The 16,027-nt window shown below is 72.4% G+C and carries 13 protein-coding genes and 2 pseudogenes; 9 read left to right on the top strand and 6 right to left on the bottom strand.

Annotated elements, in window-relative coordinates:
• Positions 1-11 precede the first annotated feature (11 nt).
• A complete protein-coding gene (locus tag ACWC94_RS09860) occupies positions 12-1,028 on the top strand; it encodes a zinc-binding dehydrogenase (RefSeq protein ID WP_450795964.1) in 1,017 nt (338 codons plus the stop codon).
• 7 nt (positions 1,029-1,035) lie between these two features.
• Here the strand turns inward: ACWC94_RS09860 and ACWC94_RS09855 are convergent.
• Together ACWC94_RS09855 and ACWC94_RS09850 are read right to left on the bottom strand one after the other, a co-directional pair.
• Positions 1,036-1,254 (bottom strand): annotated as a pseudogene (locus ACWC94_RS09855) (IS630 family transposase); the annotation flags it as partial.
• Between the two features lie 319 nt (positions 1,255-1,573).
• Positions 1,574-2,053: a hypothetical protein gene (locus ACWC94_RS09850; RefSeq protein ID WP_450795963.1), complete on the bottom strand. Its 480-nt coding sequence runs from the start codon at positions 2,051-2,053 to the stop codon at positions 1,574-1,576.
• Positions 2,054-2,988: 935 nt separating this feature from the next.
• Between ACWC94_RS09850 and ACWC94_RS09845 the strand changes: the two genes are divergently transcribed.
• The 3 genes from ACWC94_RS09845 to dnaK all read left to right on the top strand — a co-directional run bounded on the left by ACWC94_RS09845 (position 2,989) and on the right by dnaK (position 7,795).
• Complete coding sequence (locus ACWC94_RS09845) at positions 2,989-5,226, top strand: phage holin family protein (RefSeq protein WP_450795962.1); 2,238 nt, start codon at positions 2,989-2,991, stop codon at positions 5,224-5,226.
• Positions 5,227-5,364: 138 nt separating this feature from the next.
• Entirely contained in the window at positions 5,365-5,790 is a 426-nt protein-coding gene (locus tag ACWC94_RS09840; protein WP_450795961.1) for an OsmC family protein, read from the top strand.
• A gap of 139 nt (positions 5,791-5,929) precedes the next feature.
• Positions 5,930-7,795 carry a molecular chaperone DnaK gene (gene dnaK, locus ACWC94_RS09835; RefSeq protein ID WP_450795960.1) on the top strand — a complete coding sequence of 622 codons (1,866 nt, stop codon included), beginning with the start codon at positions 5,930-5,932 and terminating at the stop codon, positions 7,793-7,795.
• A gap of 255 nt (positions 7,796-8,050) precedes the next feature.
• Here dnaK and ACWC94_RS09830 read toward each other — a convergent pair whose 3' ends face one another.
• Positions 8,051-8,914 (bottom strand): helix-turn-helix domain-containing protein, encoded by an 864-nt coding sequence (locus ACWC94_RS09830; RefSeq protein ID WP_450795959.1) that lies wholly within the window; start codon positions 8,912-8,914, stop codon positions 8,051-8,053.
• 100 nt (positions 8,915-9,014) lie between these two features.
• Positions 9,015-9,872: a helix-turn-helix domain-containing protein gene (locus ACWC94_RS09825; RefSeq protein ID WP_450795958.1), complete on the bottom strand. Its 858-nt coding sequence runs from the start codon at positions 9,870-9,872 to the stop codon at positions 9,015-9,017.
• A 109-nt stretch (positions 9,873-9,981) separates the two neighbouring features.
• Here ACWC94_RS09825 and ACWC94_RS09820 point away from each other — a divergent pair.
• From ACWC94_RS09820 to ACWC94_RS09810, 3 genes and pseudogenes are all read left to right on the top strand, one after another.
• Positions 9,982-11,116 (top strand): annotated as a pseudogene (locus tag ACWC94_RS09820) (ADP-ribosylglycohydrolase family protein).
• A 105-nt stretch (positions 11,117-11,221) separates the two neighbouring features.
• The gene (locus tag ACWC94_RS09815; protein ID WP_450795957.1) at positions 11,222-11,527 is read left to right on the top strand and encodes a 4a-hydroxytetrahydrobiopterin dehydratase; all 306 of its coding nucleotides are present in this window, start codon (positions 11,222-11,224) and stop codon (positions 11,525-11,527) included.
• A 5-nt stretch (positions 11,528-11,532) separates the two neighbouring features.
• Positions 11,533-12,282 (top strand): class I SAM-dependent methyltransferase, encoded by a 750-nt coding sequence (locus ACWC94_RS09810; protein ID WP_450795956.1) that lies wholly within the window; start codon positions 11,533-11,535, stop codon positions 12,280-12,282.
• Between the two features lie 157 nt (positions 12,283-12,439).
• On the opposite strand, the gene ACWC94_RS09805 is transcribed toward ACWC94_RS09810, so the two are convergent.
• A complete protein-coding gene (locus tag ACWC94_RS09805; protein WP_450795954.1) occupies positions 12,440-13,213 on the bottom strand; it encodes a phytanoyl-CoA dioxygenase family protein in 774 nt (257 codons plus the stop codon).
• Between the two features lie 135 nt (positions 13,214-13,348).
• Between ACWC94_RS09805 and ACWC94_RS09800 the strand changes: the two genes are divergently transcribed.
• Positions 13,349-14,257 (top strand): class I SAM-dependent methyltransferase, encoded by a 909-nt coding sequence (locus ACWC94_RS09800; protein WP_450795953.1) that lies wholly within the window; start codon positions 13,349-13,351, stop codon positions 14,255-14,257.
• A gap of 104 nt (positions 14,258-14,361) precedes the next feature.
• Here the strand turns inward: ACWC94_RS09800 and ACWC94_RS09795 are convergent, their stop codons facing one another.
• Positions 14,362-15,069: a glycoside hydrolase family 75 protein gene (locus ACWC94_RS09795; protein WP_450795952.1), complete on the bottom strand. Its 708-nt coding sequence runs from the start codon at positions 15,067-15,069 to the stop codon at positions 14,362-14,364.
• A gap of 212 nt (positions 15,070-15,281) precedes the next feature.
• Here ACWC94_RS09795 and ACWC94_RS09790 point away from each other — a divergent pair, with 212 nt between their 5' ends.
• Positions 15,282-15,893 carry a hypothetical protein gene (locus tag ACWC94_RS09790; RefSeq protein ID WP_450795951.1) on the top strand — a complete coding sequence of 204 codons (612 nt, stop codon included), beginning with the start codon at positions 15,282-15,284 and terminating at the stop codon, positions 15,891-15,893.
• The last annotated feature ends 134 nt before the right edge of the window (positions 15,894-16,027 follow it).

Genomic DNA, 16,027 nt, shown 5'->3' with positions numbered 1-16,027 from the left:
CGTTCCCGGGCATGGAGATCAACGAGCAGCACCACAGCGCCAAGCACACGATGCGGGCCCTGATCCAGCACTCGCACCGCGGGCCGAAGGACCAGAGCCTCACGACGGACCATCGCCGCCCCACCCCGGACCCGGGCGGATATCTGATCCGAGTCGGTGCCGCCGGGGTCAACTTCGCGGACGTCATGCAGACCCGTGGAACCTACGCAGGAGGACCACAGGCGCCCTACGTGGCGGGCTTCGAAGCGGCCGGCGAGATCATCGCCGTCGGTCCGGAGGTCACCAACCCACTGGAGGTCGGCACCCACGTCGTCGGAGCCGGACCAGGCGCCTTCGCCCAGTACATGACGATGCCGGCCGCGGAGGTACTCGCCGTCCCCTCCGGCTGGACGGACGCCGAAGCCCTCGGCCTGGTGTTGAACTGGGCGACCGCGCTGGCGGCACTGAAGCCCCTGGGCCAGGTCGAGAAAGGTGACGCGGTGCTCATTCACGCAGCGGCCGGCGGTGTGGGCCAGGCCGCCGTCCGCCTCGCCCACCACTACGGCGCACGCGTCATCGCCACGGCGTCACCCGCCAAACACGGCACCGTCGAAGCGCTCGGCGCCGACACGGTCCTGGACAGCGCCCGCCCCGACCTGGCCGCGGAGATCACCCGCCTGACCGGCGGCGTGGACCTGGTCCTGGAGTCCGTAGGACAAGCCACGTTCCAGGTCAGCCTGGCCGTCACCACACCCTTCACCGGACGCATCGTCGTGTTCGGTGCCGCCTCCGGCAACGCCGGCCTGACCACACACGACCTGGTCTTCACCCATCCCGTACAAGTCAAGGGCCTGCACATCGGCGCGCTGGCGACCGCGGCCCCCTCCCTCTACGGCGAACTGCTCGCCGAGCTCAACACACTCATCGCCGCCGGTGTGTACATGCCCGGCACCCCCCACGTCCACCCCCTGGCGGAGGGACCGGCCGTGCTGCAGGAACTCGAAGCGGGCCGGACCCAGGGCAAACACGCTCTCGATCCGTGGCGCTAGTGCCGCATCAGGCAACGTTCGCCCTGCCGACGACGGCGCGTAGGCGCCGGTCGTCGGCAGGGCGGTTGCGCCAGATGATGTAGCGGCGGATCATGCCGCCCTGTTCCCTGTGGTCGGCACGGCCGGTGCCGTCGAGGGTGAAGTAGCGCAGGGCGGTGAACTGGACCTCGATCCGGTTGAGCCAGGAGCTGTTGGTCGGGGCGCAGGCGATTTCGACGTTGTTCGCCGGCCCACATGCCGCAAGGTGCGTCATCAAGCGTGACTCCAGACCGGTGGGCCCCCGTGCCGGTATCGCCGCAGCATCCTGGACTCATCCATGGCATACACATCAGCATCCCGGCCCTGCGCGATCAACTCCATGCGGTGCAGTCTGCATTGATGGCCCAGCCCTCGCCAACAGGGCGAACCTCGCCTGATTCGGCACTAGTGCTGCTCCGCAGAAATTCGTGGAGGGCTGTTGATCAGGTGGTGACAGCGGCCAGTTGAGGTTCCCACCGGTAGCCAGTCGGCGGAACGATTGCTGGCCGCCATCGGTCGCCGGGTGTTTAGCGGATGCGGGTAAGGTCCATCGTCCAGTTCGTCCGCCAGGTGGAGCCATCGTCGTAGGAGAACGCCTGCTCCCAGCGGGCGGTCTCCGGGCTCGGAGTCGTCCATTCGAATCGGACCCTCACCGCGTGGCCGCCCAGGACGTCGTCGCAGAAGAACTGACCGCGGCCATCGCTGAAGAATCCTTCGACGGGCGGGTCCAGGTGCCCTGGCCTGGCGCTGGAGGCCCACCAGATTCGCCAGACTCCGGCTTCAGGGTCGAACTGGCGGAGGGTAAAGCCTTCGAAGGTGTCGGTCCAGATCCGGTCGACGTGTCCCAGGCCGCCGAGGATCGGTTCGGCCTCGGCCGTCGCGTCGAACTCGATCCACTCCTGGCACGCCGGGTCGGTGACGTCAACCAGCTTGCGGTTGTGCACGCGCCAGCGGCCGAAGATGAAGTCGAAGTCAGAGCGCCCGTCGGTAGGCATGGAAGTACTCATGTCCCGTCCTCGGTAAGCAGTCGCCCGCGATCACTCGCCGGCAAACGGACAATGGGTGGGCGCACACCGTACGGCCTGGGACTGACAGCTAGAAGATCTTCGGGGATTCGAGCCGGCCGCTCCGCCCTCACCCGCCGGGTCCTGCGGCACGGCGACTTCGCCAGTCGCAATGACCTGATCGAGAAGCTGGAGGCCTACGTCATCGGGCACAACGAGACCATCAAGCCCTACCGATGGACCCATGAGGGCACTCCACTCAAGGCCGCCTGATCAACACCCCTCCACGAATGTCTGCGGAGCAGCACTAGGCCGCGGAGACGGGGATCTCCCGCTCGGGCGACCCGCACCAACCGGAATCCACGGAAGATCACAGCCCACCGCCCAGGCCCCATGGTCCACATCGAGGTGAAGAAGGCCGGCCGGATCCCACAGGGCGGTGGACGGCGAGCCCACGGACGGGGAAGCAGCCGGCCAAGGCCGTCGAGCGCCGCAAGAAGAAGGGGGAACGCGGCGGCTGCCTCCGCCTTCACTCCGCCGCCGAAGGATTCAGCGCCTCGCCTGCACCCAGGCGCTGCCCGGATCCCGCCGCCGGCGCATCACGCCGCCCTGCACCCTCGCCACAACGGCAAGGCCGAGCGCTGCAACCGGATCATCGCCGAAGACATCCTCTACAGCCCTACCTGGACACCCGAAGACGAACGGCGGGAAGCCCCAGCGCCGGGAACGTCCACTACAACCACCACCGTCCCCACGGCGGAGCAGGACGCCAACCGCCGGCACGGCGACCACGCGACGACGCGACGAACGTCCTGCCCTCATGCAGCCAGGGCACAGGACGCCGGTCCGCACCCGGTTGCCGCGTGCACCCCACCCCGTATGACAAGGTGGAGCGAGGCCCGGGCGTCCAGCGGGCCGGGACGCGGGGGGTACGGGGCGTGCGAGACGCGGGGTGGCGACGAGTCGCCAGTCAGATCGGACGGAGCGTCGTCGTCTGGGCGGCCTCCACCCTCACCATGCTGGCCCTCGCCGCGCTCCTGCCCGACTTCCAACTCCAGTCCCCCGACGGCGACAGCGCCACCCGGATCGCCGTCACCGCCGCCTGCGGCGCCGGCGCCTTCGGTGTGCTGTCGGCCGTGGTCTGGCCGCTCCTGGTCCGCCTCCTGCTACTCGTCCCCGCCCTCGTCCTCGGCCTGCTGGTCTTCTTCCTCAACGGCTCCCTGCTGCTGCTCGCCCTGCGCATCAACCCCTCCGGCCGCGGCGAGGCCGCCCCCGATACCGCCGTCATCGTGGCGGCGGTGATGTCCGCCGTCGCCTCGGCCACCGGCGCCGCCCTCGCCGTCCGCGACGACGAGACCTACCGGCGCCGCCTGCACCGCCTCGCCGCACGCCGCCGCAGATCCGACCCGCCCTGCCCCACCACACCCGGCCTGGTCTTCGTCCAGCTCGACGGCGTCGGCCACGACGTCCTCACGGACGCGGTCGGCAAGGGACTGATGCCCACGGTCGCGCGCTGGCTGGCGACGGTCGACGGCATACAGCCGACGGATGCCGCACAGCGGGCAGTCGACCGCATAGAGCCGACCGGTACCGTGCAGACGGTCGACCGCATACAGCCGACCACGGATGGCATACGGCCGGACGCATACGGCAAGCTGTCGACCGCGGACGGTATACAGCCGACCGGCGACAGTCGACGGCCGACCCACCGCCTCACCCCCTGGCGCACCGACTGGTCCAGCCAGACCGGAGCCAGCCAGCTCGGCATCCTCCACGGCAGCACCTTCGATGTGCCGGCCTTCCGCTGGTACGAGAAGGACCGCGGGGAAGTGATGGTGTGCAACCGGCCGACGAGCGCTGCCGAACTGCAGCGCCGCGCCATGCTGTACACCGGCGACGGCGGACTGCTCACCGTCGACGGTGCCAGCCGCGGCAACCTCTTCAGCGGAGGGGCCGGCGAACAGGCCCTCGTCCTGTCCATCGCGGCCCGCCGCCGCAGCCGGGAGAACCGTTCCCGCGCCGGGTACTTCGCCTACTTCTCCGACCCCGCCAACGCCGTCCGCACCGCCCTGTCCTTCGTCGCCGAGGTGGGCCGCGAGATCGGCCAGTCCACCCGGGCCCGGATGCGCAGGCAGCGCCCCCGGGTGAGCCGCGGCGGTCTGTATCCGCTCGTCCGGGCCTTCGCCACCGTCGTCGAACGGGACGTCGTCGTCGCCGCGGTGATGGGGGACATGCTCGCCGGCCGCACCGCCGTCTACGCCGACCTCGTCGCCTACGACGAGGTCGCCCACCACTCCGGCCCGTGCGGCGGGGACGCCGAGAAGGTCCTGCAGCGCCTCGACCGGTCCCTCGCCCTGCTGCAGCGGGTCGCCGAGCACGCCCCCCGCCCCTACCACCTCGTCGTCCTCTCCGACCACGGCCAGAGCCCCGGTGAGACCTTCCGCTCCCGCTACGGCCTCACCCTCGGCGATCTCGTCCGGGCCGGCTGCGGACTGCACGTGCCGCGCCGCGCCGAACGCACCCACAGCGGTGCCGAGGCCCGCGCCGCCGTCCGTGCCGCACTGCGCCGGCCCGTGGAGGCAAGGAGCGAGCAGCACCGCCCGGCCCCCCGCTCCGAGCCGATGGTGCTGGCATCCGGCAACCTCGGCCTCGTCTCCTTCCCGGACGTGCACCACCGCATGACCAAGCAGGAGATCGACGCCCGTCACCCCGCCCTGCTGACCACCCTCGCCAACCATCCCGGCATCGGCTTCCTGCTGGTGCGCAGCGAGGAACACGACGGTGTGGTGCTGGGTGCCCACGGCGCCGAGATCCCGCTCGACAGGCTCGACGACGAGCCCGGACCGCTGGCCCGCTTCGGTCCGGGCGCGGCCGACGCGGTCCGCCGGACCCACCGCTTCCCGCACACCGCCGACATCATGGTGAACTCCGCCCTCGACCCGGCCGACGGCGAGGTCCTCGCCTTCGAGGAGCAGATCGGCTCCCACGGCGGCCTCGGCGGCGCCCAGTCCCACCCGTTCCTGCTCTCCCCGCTCCAGCTGTCCGCCCCGGTCGGCGACGAGGAGGAACTGACCGGCGCCGAGCACGTCCACCGGGTACTGCGCCGCTGGCTGGACGAGCTGAACGGCCCCCAGATCCCCCTCAGCGACGCCACCGAGGACGAGCGGGCCGCCTGAACCCGGCTGCACGGACGGCAGGGAGGTCACCTCCCGTTCACCCGGCGTGGGCCGGTCTTCAGCGTGTGACGAGCCCGGATGTGATCGGATAGGGGTACGGAAAACCCCCGTGACGGGATCCGACGGAAAGGAATCATCGTGGCCACCACGCGCACCGCGCACACGGTCTGGGAAGGCAACCTTCTCGAGGGCGACGGCGTCGTCACCTTCGACTCCTCCGGCATCGGCGAGCAGCCGGTCACCTGGGCCTCGCGTTCCCAGGACGCGAACGGGAAGACCAGCCCCGAGGAGCTGATCGCCGGTGCTCACTCCAGCTGCTTCTCCATGGCCCTCTCGCACGCCCTGGCCGGTGCCGGCACCCCGCCCACCCGGCTGGAGACCAAGGCCGACGTGACCTTCCAGCCGGGCGAGGGCATCACCGGCATCCACCTCACCGTGCGCGGCGAGGTCCCGGGCCTGGACGCCGAGGGCTTCGCCTCGGCCGCCGAGGACGCCAAGAAGAACTGCCCGGTCAGCCAGGCCCTGACCGGCACGTCCATCACCCTGACGGCCGAGCTGGCCTGAGGGCTCGTACGACCCCCGATGCCGCGTCCCGTTCCAGGGGCGCGGCATCGCCGTTCCCGGGGAACCCGGGCATTGACAGCGCCGCAGGCACGTCATGTGCTGGGAGAGCGGCAGGCGCCCGGGCGGAAGGGGACGGACCATGGCACGTGCGGTCGGGATCGATCTCGGGACGACGAACTCGGTGGTGGCCGTCCTGGAGGGCGGCGAGCCCACCGTCGTCACCAACGCGGAGGGTGCGCGGACCACGCCGTCGGTGGTGGCGTTCGCGAAGAACGGGGAGGTGCTGGTCGGCGAGGTCGCCAAACGGCAGGCCGTGACCAATGTGGAGCGCACCGCCCGCTCGGTGAAGCGGCACATGGGAGACGCTTCCTGGCGTTTCCCGGAGCAGGGCTCGGTCGACGGCACCCGCCTGCGCGCGCAGGAGCTGTCCGCGCGGGTGCTGCAGAAACTGAAGCGGGACGCGGAGGCCTACCTCGGCGAGGACGTCACGGACGCGGTGATCACCGTACCCGCGTACTTCGACGACACCCAGCGGCAGGCCACCAAGGAGGCCGGGGAGATCGCGGGCCTGAAGGTGCTGCGGATCATCAACGAGCCGACCGCCGCCGCCCTCGCCTACGGCCTGGACCGCGGCGAGGAGCAGACGGTGCTGGTCTTCGACCTCGGCGGCGGCACCTTCGACGTGTCGCTGCTGGAGATCGGTGACGGCGTCATCGAGGTGAAGGCCACCAACGGCGACACCCACCTCGGCGGTGACGACTGGGACCAGCGGATCGTCGACCACCTGGTGAAGCGGTTCAAGGGCAGTTACGGCATCGATCTCGCCGCCGACAAGATGGCGGTGCAGCGGCTGCGCGAGGCCGCCGAGAAAGCCAAGATCGAACTGTCCTCGTCCTCGGAGACCTCGGTCAACCTGCCCTACATCACCGCCTCCGCCGAGGGCCCCCTGCACCTGGACGAGAAGCTGACCCGGGCCCAGTTCCAGGAGCTGACCGCCGACCTGCTCGACCGGTGCAAGAAGCCCTTCCACCAGGCCGTGCAGGACGCCGGGATCGAGCTGTCCGCGATCGACCACGTCATCCTCGTCGGCGGCTCCACCCGGATGCCCGCCGTCACCGAACTGGTCCGCGACCTCACCGGCAAGGACCCGCACAAGGGCGTCAACCCCGACGAGGTCGTCGCCGTCGGCGCCGCCCTGCAGGCCGGCGTCCTGCGCGGCGACGTCAAGGACGTACTCCTCCTCGACGTCACCCCGCTGTCCCTCGGCATCGAGACCAAGGGCGGCATCATGACCAAACTCATCGAACGCAACACCACGATCCCCACCCGCCGTTCGGAGATCTTCACCACCGCCACCGACAACCAGCCCTCGGTCGGTATCCAGGTCTACCAGGGCGAACGCGAGATCGCCGCCTACAACAAGAAGCTCGGCGTCTTCGACCTCACCGGGCTGCCACCCGCCCCGCGCGGAGTCCCGCAGATCGAGGTGGCCTTCGACATCGACGCCAACGGGATCATGCACGTCTCCGCCAAGGACCTCGCCACGGGCCGCGAGCAGAAGATGACCGTCACCGGCGGCTCCGCCCTGCCCAAGGACGACATCGACCGCATGATGCGGGAGGCGGAACAGTACGCCGAGGAGGACCGCAAACGCCGCGAGGCCGCCGAGACCCGCAACCAGGCCGAGCAACTCGTCTACCAGACCGAGAAGTTCCTCCGCGACAACGAGGACCGCGTCCCCGCCGACACCAGGACCGAGGTCCAGCAGGCGGCCACGGAACTGAAGGGACTCCTGGACCGCAACGCCGACACCGGCGAACTCCGCGCCGGCGTCGAGAAACTCGCCGCCGTCAGCCAGAAGGTGGGCCAGGCGATGTACGCCCAGGCCGGTCAGACCCCGCCCGCCGACGACACCGGCCGGCACACCGCACCGCAGGACGACGAGGGCGTGGTCGACGCCGAGATCGTGGACGAGGACCGGGACGCGAAGGGAGGCGCGGCCTGACGCTCCCTGCCTTCCCCGCCCCTTCGGGCCCCGCCGCCCGGGCAGTTCGAGGCAACACGAGCGGCACGCCCGGAACACGGGGACAGCGCACCGGGGTGCGGGAGCAGGGGTACCAGGAGGACGCCGCTCCGACCGGGCAGCCCCGCGGCTCGTACTCTCCGGCCGGTGCGGGCCGGTGCGGGCCGGTGCGGGCCGGTGCGGGCCGGTGCGGGCCGGTGCGGGCCGGTGCGGTCGGGGGCGGTCCGGGAGGGGACGTCACAGGCTTCTGCGGAACTCCCGCAGCAGGGTCCGCGTCCGCTGCGCCGACGCCGCCCGCGCCGTCATGTGGTCCAGGACCTCCAGATGCGCGGCGACCTCACGGCGGGAGTCCAGGTAGAGGGCGCCGGTCAGGTACTCGGTGAACACCATGTCCGGCAGCTCCGGCTCGGCGAACCGGAACAGTGTGAACGGCGCGTACGTCCCCGGATGCGGGCCCGCCGCGAACTCGGCGAGCTGCAGCGTGACCCGGTCCCGGTCGGCGTACTCCAGCAGCCGGTCCAGCTGCGCGCGCATCACCGCGCCGCGCGTGCTCACCGGGCGCCTGAGGACCGTCTCGTCCATGATCACCCACAGGTGGGGCGGATCGTCCCGCTCCAGCAGCCGCTGCCGTTCCATGCGCAGGGACACATGCCGTTCCACGGTCTGCGGCGTGGTCTGCCCGATCGTCCCGGCCTGGAGCACCGCCCGCGCGTAGTCCTCGGTCTGCAGCAGACCGGGGATGAAGTGCGGCTCGTAGGAGCGGATGATCCGGGCGGCACCCTCCAGACTGACGTACAGGCTGAACCAGTCCGGCAGGACGTCGTGGAACCGCTGCCACCAGCCCGGCTGGTTCGCCTCCTCGGCCAGCCGCACGAACGCGGCCGACTCCTCCTCGGCCACCCCGTAGGTGTCCAGCAGCACCTGCACGTAAGGGATCTTCAGCGCGACCTCGGCCATCTCCATCCGCCGTACGGTCGCGGGCGCCACCCGGAGCACCCGGGCGGCCTCCTCGCGGCCCAGGCCCGCCGCCTCCCGCAGCTCCTGCAGCCGTTTGCCGAGCACCACCTGGCCCACGGTCGGCGCAGCCCGCCGCTCACTCACGCCACGCCCTCCCCTTACGCGCCGACGTACCCGGGCAGTCTGCCACGCGATCCCCTCTCGCACACCGGTCCGAGAAGGATCCGGACACCGGGCAGAGAGGTCAACCGGCCAGGGTGTGCAGGTACTCGACGGTCGCCGGGTCCGCCGGCAGGAACGTCTCGATGGCGAGTTCGGCGACCGTGACGTCCATCGGCGTGTTGAACGTCGAGATCGACGACACGAACGACAGGATCCGGCCGTCGACTTCGATGCGCAGCGGCAGCGCGAAGTACGCGACGGGCTCGTCCGGTTCGCCGGCCGGCGCGTCGTCCTGCGCCACCGGGTAGGCCGCCACCTCCTCGTACAGGGCGCGCAGCCGCTCCGAACGCTCCAGGGCGATCTGCCGCTCCATCTGCGCCAGCAGATGCCCGCGCCACTCGCGCAGGTTGCGGATGCGCGGCGCCATCCCCTCCGGGTGCAGGGCCAGCCGCATCGCGTTCGGCGCCGGGCTCAGCAGCTTGTCCGACACGCCGTCCAGCAGCATCATGATGCCCCGGTTCGCGGCGACGACCGTGTAGCCGGCGTCGACCACCAGCGCCGGGTAGGGCTCGTAACCCTGGATGAGGCGCTCCATGCCGTCGCGCAGCGCGCCGAGGGCCGGGGCGTCCAGCGGGGTCTCCGGATAGCGCGGGGCGTAACCGGCCGCCAGCAGCAGGGAGTTGCGCTCGCGCACCGGCACGTCGAGATGTTCGGCGAGCCGCAGCACCATCTCCTCGCTCGGCCGCGACCGGCCGGTCTCGATGAAACTGATGTGCCGGGCCGAGGAGTCGGCGCGCAGCGCCAGCTCCAGCTGGGAGATCCGGCGCCGCTCCCGCCAGGCCCGCAGCAGCGGGCCGACGCCCTTGTCGGAGGCGGCGGAAGCGGCGGGGCCGACGAGGCCGGTGGCGGACGGGGCGGGGCCGGAAGCGACAATGGTCATACGTCCGACCGTAGTCGAGGAGCAGGGGTTGCTTCAGGGGCGCAGGACTGAGCCGTGGCCGAAGCCGTGGCGGACCTCGTCCCCTCGCGCGTCCCTTCAGGCCGCGGCCGTGTACCGGGCCAGGGTCCGAGGCTGTCTCCTCGGCGACGCCCTCGGCTACCCCGTGGAGTTCGCCTCCCTGGACCGCATCCGCGCCTCGCACGGCCGGCACGGCGTCACCGGTCTCGTACCCGGTGCACCGGGTACGGTCGGCCTGATCAGCGACGACACCCAGATGACCCTGTTCACCGGCGAGGCCCTCATCCAGGCGCGCGCCCGCGAACGCGAGAAGGGCATCGGCGGCGCCTGGCCGCTGCTGCTGCGCCAGGCGTACGAGCGCTGGCTGGAAACCCAGTCCGAGCCGGGCCCGGCGCAGCAGCCGGGCACGCCACCGCCGGGCGTGCCGCAGCCCGCGCCGTCGCAGCCGGGCGTGCCGCAGCCCGGCCCGGGGCAGCCGGCACCGCCGCATCCCGGCGCCCCGGCCGGCGGCCCGGTCACCGAGGCCTGGCTGTACTCCCCCAGAGGGGGCACCCCCAGCCGCGCCCCCCGGCAACGCCTGCCTGTCCGGCGTGGCCCAGAGGTACGCGCCCGACCCGGCGCTGCCGCTCGACGGCACACCGGGCGAGGTCCACCCCGACTCCAAGGGCTGCGGCACGGTCATGCCCTCCGCCCCCTTCGGCCTGGTCACCTCCGCCGACGCGGCCTTCGCCATGGCCGCGCGCGGCGCGCAGATCACCCACGGCCACCCCACCGGCTACTACGCGGCGGGCGGCCTCGCCGCGATCGTGGCCCACCTGGTCGCCGGGGACTTTCTGGAGGGCGCGGTCCTGCGCACGCTGCGGCTGCTGGAACGGCACCGCGGTCACACCGAGACGACGGCCGCCCTGCGCGCCGCCCCCGGCCTCGCCGACGACGGGGTACCGACGGCCGAGAAGGTGCCGTCCCTCGGCGCGGGATGGGTCGCCGAGGAGGCCCTCGCCATCGGTGTGTACTGCGCGCTCGCCGAGCCCGACACCCGCCGCGCCCTGCTGCCGGCCGTCAACCACTCGGGCGACAGCGACTCCACCGGCTCGGTCTGCGGCAGTCTGCTGGGCGCCCTGCACGGCGACACCGGCCCGCCGCACACCTGGGTGGCACAGGTGGGGGGCCGGGCCCGGATCGCCGCGCTCGCCGACGACCTCGCGGCGGAGTGCGCGCACGGCTGACGCACAGGAGCGCGCGGGCATCCGGCGGGCGGAGTACGCGCACGGCCGACGTGGCAGGCTCATGGGGTACCCCTCCTTCCCGCCCCCTCGAAGGGAGACCCGGCCATGGCCGTCGAACCGCTGTCGCAGAAGGAGATCGAGGACCGGCTCGCCGAGCTGCCCGGCTGGTCGGTGGAGTCCGGCCGGCTCACCCGTTCCTACCGCCTCGGCTCGCACGTCGCGGCGGCGGCGCTGGTCATGCACATCGCCGCCGTCCAGGACGAACTGGACCACCACTCCGACCTCGGCCTCGGCTACAACACCGTCTCCGTCAGCGTGCACACCCACAGCGCGGGCGGCGCCCTCACTGCGAAGGACTTCGGTCTCGCCCGCAGGGTGGAGGACATCGCCCCAGGTCACGCCGCACACTGAGGGGCATGCTCGACTACGAGGAAGAAGCGGACGCCTACGACGCGTCCCGGGGCGGCGAGGCCCGCGCCGCGGCGGCCACCGAGGCGACCCTCGGCCTGATCCCCGACCGCCCGGGCCGTCTCCTCGACGTCGCCTGCGGCACCGGCATCGTCACCCGCCGGCTGGCCGCCGGCCGTCCCGCGCTGCGGGTGACCGGCGCGGACCTCACCCCCGCCATGGTCCGCAGGGCGGAGGCGCGGCTGCCGGGTGCGGTCGTACGGGCCGACAGCCGCCGCCTGCCCTTCCGCACCGGCGCCTTCGACGCGGTCACCAGCATCTGGCTGCTGCACCTGCTGGAGGACGCCGACGACGTCCGCGCCGTCGTCGCCGAGTGCGCCCGCGTGCTGCGCCCCGGCGGGGTGTACGTCACGACCGTCGACAAGGCCGCGGCGCACGACGTCGGCAGCGACATCGACACCGTCCTCGCCTCCCGCCCGCACCGCCCCGCCCGGGACGCCGCCGCCACCGTCACCGCCCACGCCGTCCGGTGCGGGCTGCGGCCCGCCGGCGACACCACGTTCCCCGGCATCGGCCAGGGCCGCAGCCCCCGCACCACCATCGCCGACCTGCGCCGCGGCTGGTTCACCCAACTGCCCCCGGGCGAGCCGCGCACGGAGGAGTACGCCACCCGCCTCTCGCGCCTGCCGGACCAGGACCGCCCCCGCCCCGACCCGGTGTTCGCGGTGCGTGCGTACCGCAAGCCCGGGGAGCGTTGACACCGAGCGGCCCTTCCCCGGACGGCGGAGGCCGCCGTAACACCGCCTCGCTGATCGTCGCGGCGGCGGCCGGCCGCCGTGCCGTTGACGGTGAAGGAGGTGGGGGCGGTGTTGGTGCCGTGGTCGGGCGGTACGGTCACCGTCAACAACGCGACCACTAGCGGCCCAGGCCCCGGCGGATCGCCTGCTCCACCGGCGAGTACGCCCCGTCGGGCCGGTCCAGCTCGTAGGGAACGGCCAAGGACAGCGGCGGCTGCGCCATGAAGCGGGGCCGGGTGCCGTGGTGGGGCTGGGCCGCGTGCACCAGGAAGGGATGACAGAGGTAGACGTCGCCGGGGCGGCCGGTGGCGTACGCGAGCGGGCGGTGCGCCGAGGCCTCCACCAGCCGCGGCGCGATCTGCAGACCCGACACCCCGGCCTCGCCGTACGGCTCCAGCAGCGGCGGCACGTCCAGGTGTGAGCCGACCCGGATCCGGGTCGGGGCGTCGGCCTCGGTGACCTCGCTGAACAGGAACAGCATCAGCAGCGCGCGGTCCCTGGAGCGCAGGTTGGCGAAGTACCCCTGCTCGCCCGCGGGGAGATAGCTGCCTTCGATGTGCCAGCCCGCGTCGTCCGGCTCGACCGGGTGCGGGAACCGCAGCGGAAAGGTCCCCAGCGAATACCGCGGCTCCCACCGGCCCTCGCCGACGAGCAGGTCGAACGCCCGGTGCAGCGCGGGGGAGTTGGCGGCTGCCGCGAAGGGCCCCTGCGCCATGCCGCTCACCCGGACCACCGGCTCCCTCCACGTGCCGGGGTCGTCCGGGTCGTACCCCGTCTCCCGCCACAGCAGACGGGTGCAGTCTGCGGCGACGCGCGGAGGGAAGGCGCCCTCGATCTTCACGAAGCCGTCGGTGAGGAAGGGGGTCGCGAGGTCGTCGTTCACAGGCCTCATGCTGGCCGCGCGGCCCGCTCCCGCGCATCCTTTTTTGCGGCACCGGCACGTTTTTTGCGGCACCGGCAACGAAACTGGCACCGCCGCCGTGCGCCGTCGCAGGCTGGCCGCATTCCGAGCGAGAGGCTGACCACCATGGCGTCACACGACCACCCCAACCCCCGCGGACAGCACGCCCACGCCCACTCCCACGGTCACGGCGGTGATACCGACTGGGCCGCCATGGCGGCGCTGATGGAGGCGGAGGCCGAGGTGTTCGGCCCGGCGTACGCGCGTGCCCTGGCCTGGCTGGGCAAGGAGGTGACCGAGCCCGGTCTGGTCGTGGACGCGGGCAGCGGGCCCGGGGTCATCGCCTGCCTGATCGCGGAGACGTTCCCCGGCGCGCGGGTGGTCGCGGCCGACGGCTCCGCGCCGTTGCTCGAACGCGCCCGCGCCCGCGCCGACCGCCAGGGCGTCGCCGACCGCTTCGACACCCTCGCCGGTGAACTCCCGGAAGCCCTCGCAGAGTTGGACTATCCGGCGGACCTGCTGTGGGCCAGCCGCAGCCTGCACCACCTCGGCGACCAGAAGGCCGCCCTCGCCGCGTTCGCCGCCCGGCTCGCCCCCGGCGGCACACTGGCCGTCCTGGAGGGCGGTCTGCCCGCCCGCTTTCTGCCCCGCGACATCGGCTTCGGCCGTCCCGGACTGCAGGCCCGCATCGACGCGGCCCAGGAGGACCGCTTCGCCCGGATGCGGGCCGAGCTGCCCGGCGCGGTCGCCGAGACCGAGGACTGGCCCGCCCTGCTGGGCGCGGCGGGACTGAAGCACACGGGCACCCGCAGCTTCCTCCTCGACGTGCCCGCCCCCGTCCCGGACCGGGCCCGCGCCTTCGTCGTCTCCGCCCTGGCCAGGGCCCGGGAGATCCACGCCGACGTCCTGGACGCCGGCGACCTCGCCACCCTCGACCGTCTCCTGGATCCCGCCGATCCCGGCAGTGCCCACCGGCGTCCCGACGTGTTCGTGCTGGCGGCCCACACGGTGCACCGCGCGGTTCGGCCCGTCTGACGACGGCACATGACGTCGAGCGCGATCCGGCAGCCGGCCGGGGCCGGCGTCGACCCCGTGGCCGTACGCCCGCCGGGTCGGCCCAACGGGCGTAACGCGGGAGGTCAGTTGGCGGCGAGGAACTGCTTGGCCAGCTGGTCCCCGAGCGAGACCGCGGCGCTGTGGCTCTCGATGGGGGAGGCCTTGGAGTTCTTGAACAGGATGTAGGTCACGCCCGAGTCGACGCCGCCGTTGGCCGGGTCGGGGTCGATGCCGAGTGCCTTGGCGGTGGCGTACGAGGCCTCGCCGATGATCTGCGTGGGGCCGGTGTCGCCGACGACGGCGTACTCCACCTTGTTGTTGTAGACGACCGCGACCACTCCGCCGCCCTTGATGCCGGCGCCGGCGTAGTTCCAGATGCTGCTGGAGCTGGGGACCACGACGTAGGGCAGCGACTCCGCCTTCAGCGGCTTGCCGTCGGACTGGTGGAAGGCGGTGTCGTCCTGGTACCAGGGGTCGCGGTCCTCGTTGCAGTCGGTGGTGCGCTGGCCGTCGCAGTCGATGTCCATGTCGGCCTTCCAGAACACCGCGCCGTTCTTGCCGCACACGGGGACCGTGGCCGATGTCTCGTCGTCCGTCCTGTACTTGCCGTTCGATATCTGCGCGCAGGACGTCACCTTGGCGAGCAGGTCGGCCGCGCTGACCGAGCCCTCCTGTGCGGAGTGCGGGGCGGACCCGGCGGCGGAGCCGGCGGAGGCGTGCGCCGGAAGGGCTCCGGCGGTGAGCAGCGCGGCTGTACAGGCCGCGGCGAGGGGCAGGGTTCGAAGGCGCACGGTGGGGGGACCCTTCTGTTAGGAAAGTTTCCTTACTGGGTGCCGTCCACCGTGGCCCCTATGCATGTCCTCGTCAAGTCCGCCATGGCGAACCGGTGAAACCCGCGCGTATTGCGGTGATTTATGACCATGGCAAGACTGGAGAAAGCGACCCATACGGATACTTCGGCCGCTGACAGCCGGCATGGTCACGGCTCCGGGAGGCGAGGCGCATGTTCGTACGCACGGTGTACGCGACCGGCGATCCGGCGCAGCTGGACACGGCCGTCCGGGCCCTGAACACCCGCGGGCACGACCTGCTGGAGGAGCGCCCCGGCTACCGGGGAGCGGGCGTCTTCGTCGACCGTGACCTCGGCAAACTGCTCACGGTCAGCTGGTGGGAGTCCGCGGACGCGCGTCGCGTCAGCGACGAGGTGATGAGCGCGCGGCGGCCGGAGCTGCTGCAGCCCTTCGCCGGGACCGTCGCGGTCGAGAACTACGAGGCCGCCGTCTTCCACGCCGGTCAACGGCCCCTGTCCGGCGGCGGACTGCGGCTCACCCGGCTCGAGTTCGAACCGGCGGACGCGGACCTCGCCGCCGACACCTTCCACGCCGGTGTGCTGCCCCGGCTGGAGGTGCTGCCGGGATTCGCCGGGGCGGCCCTCTTCCTGGACCGCGAGCGCGGCCGTGGCATGACCGGTGTCCTCTTCGCCGACCGCGCCCTGCTCGCCGCGGCCCGCGCCCGCCAGGCCGCGATCCGCCGCGAGGGCACGGCCAAGGCGCACGCCACGGTGATCGCCCTGGAGGAGTTCGAGGTCCTGCACGCGGATGTACGGGGCGACTGAACGGCGGGCACGCCGCGGACCGGGGCGGCCGGGCGCCGCGGAGCGGGCCTGTGCCCGGGCCTCAGGCCTCCAGTGACCGCGGGGGCCCGGCCCCCCAAAAACGCGGACGGCCGTTCGCCCCCTGTGCGGGTGGG

This window comes from Streptomyces sp. NPDC001135 (assembly GCF_053598395.1).
This window is presented reverse-complemented; position numbering and strand designations above follow the sequence as displayed.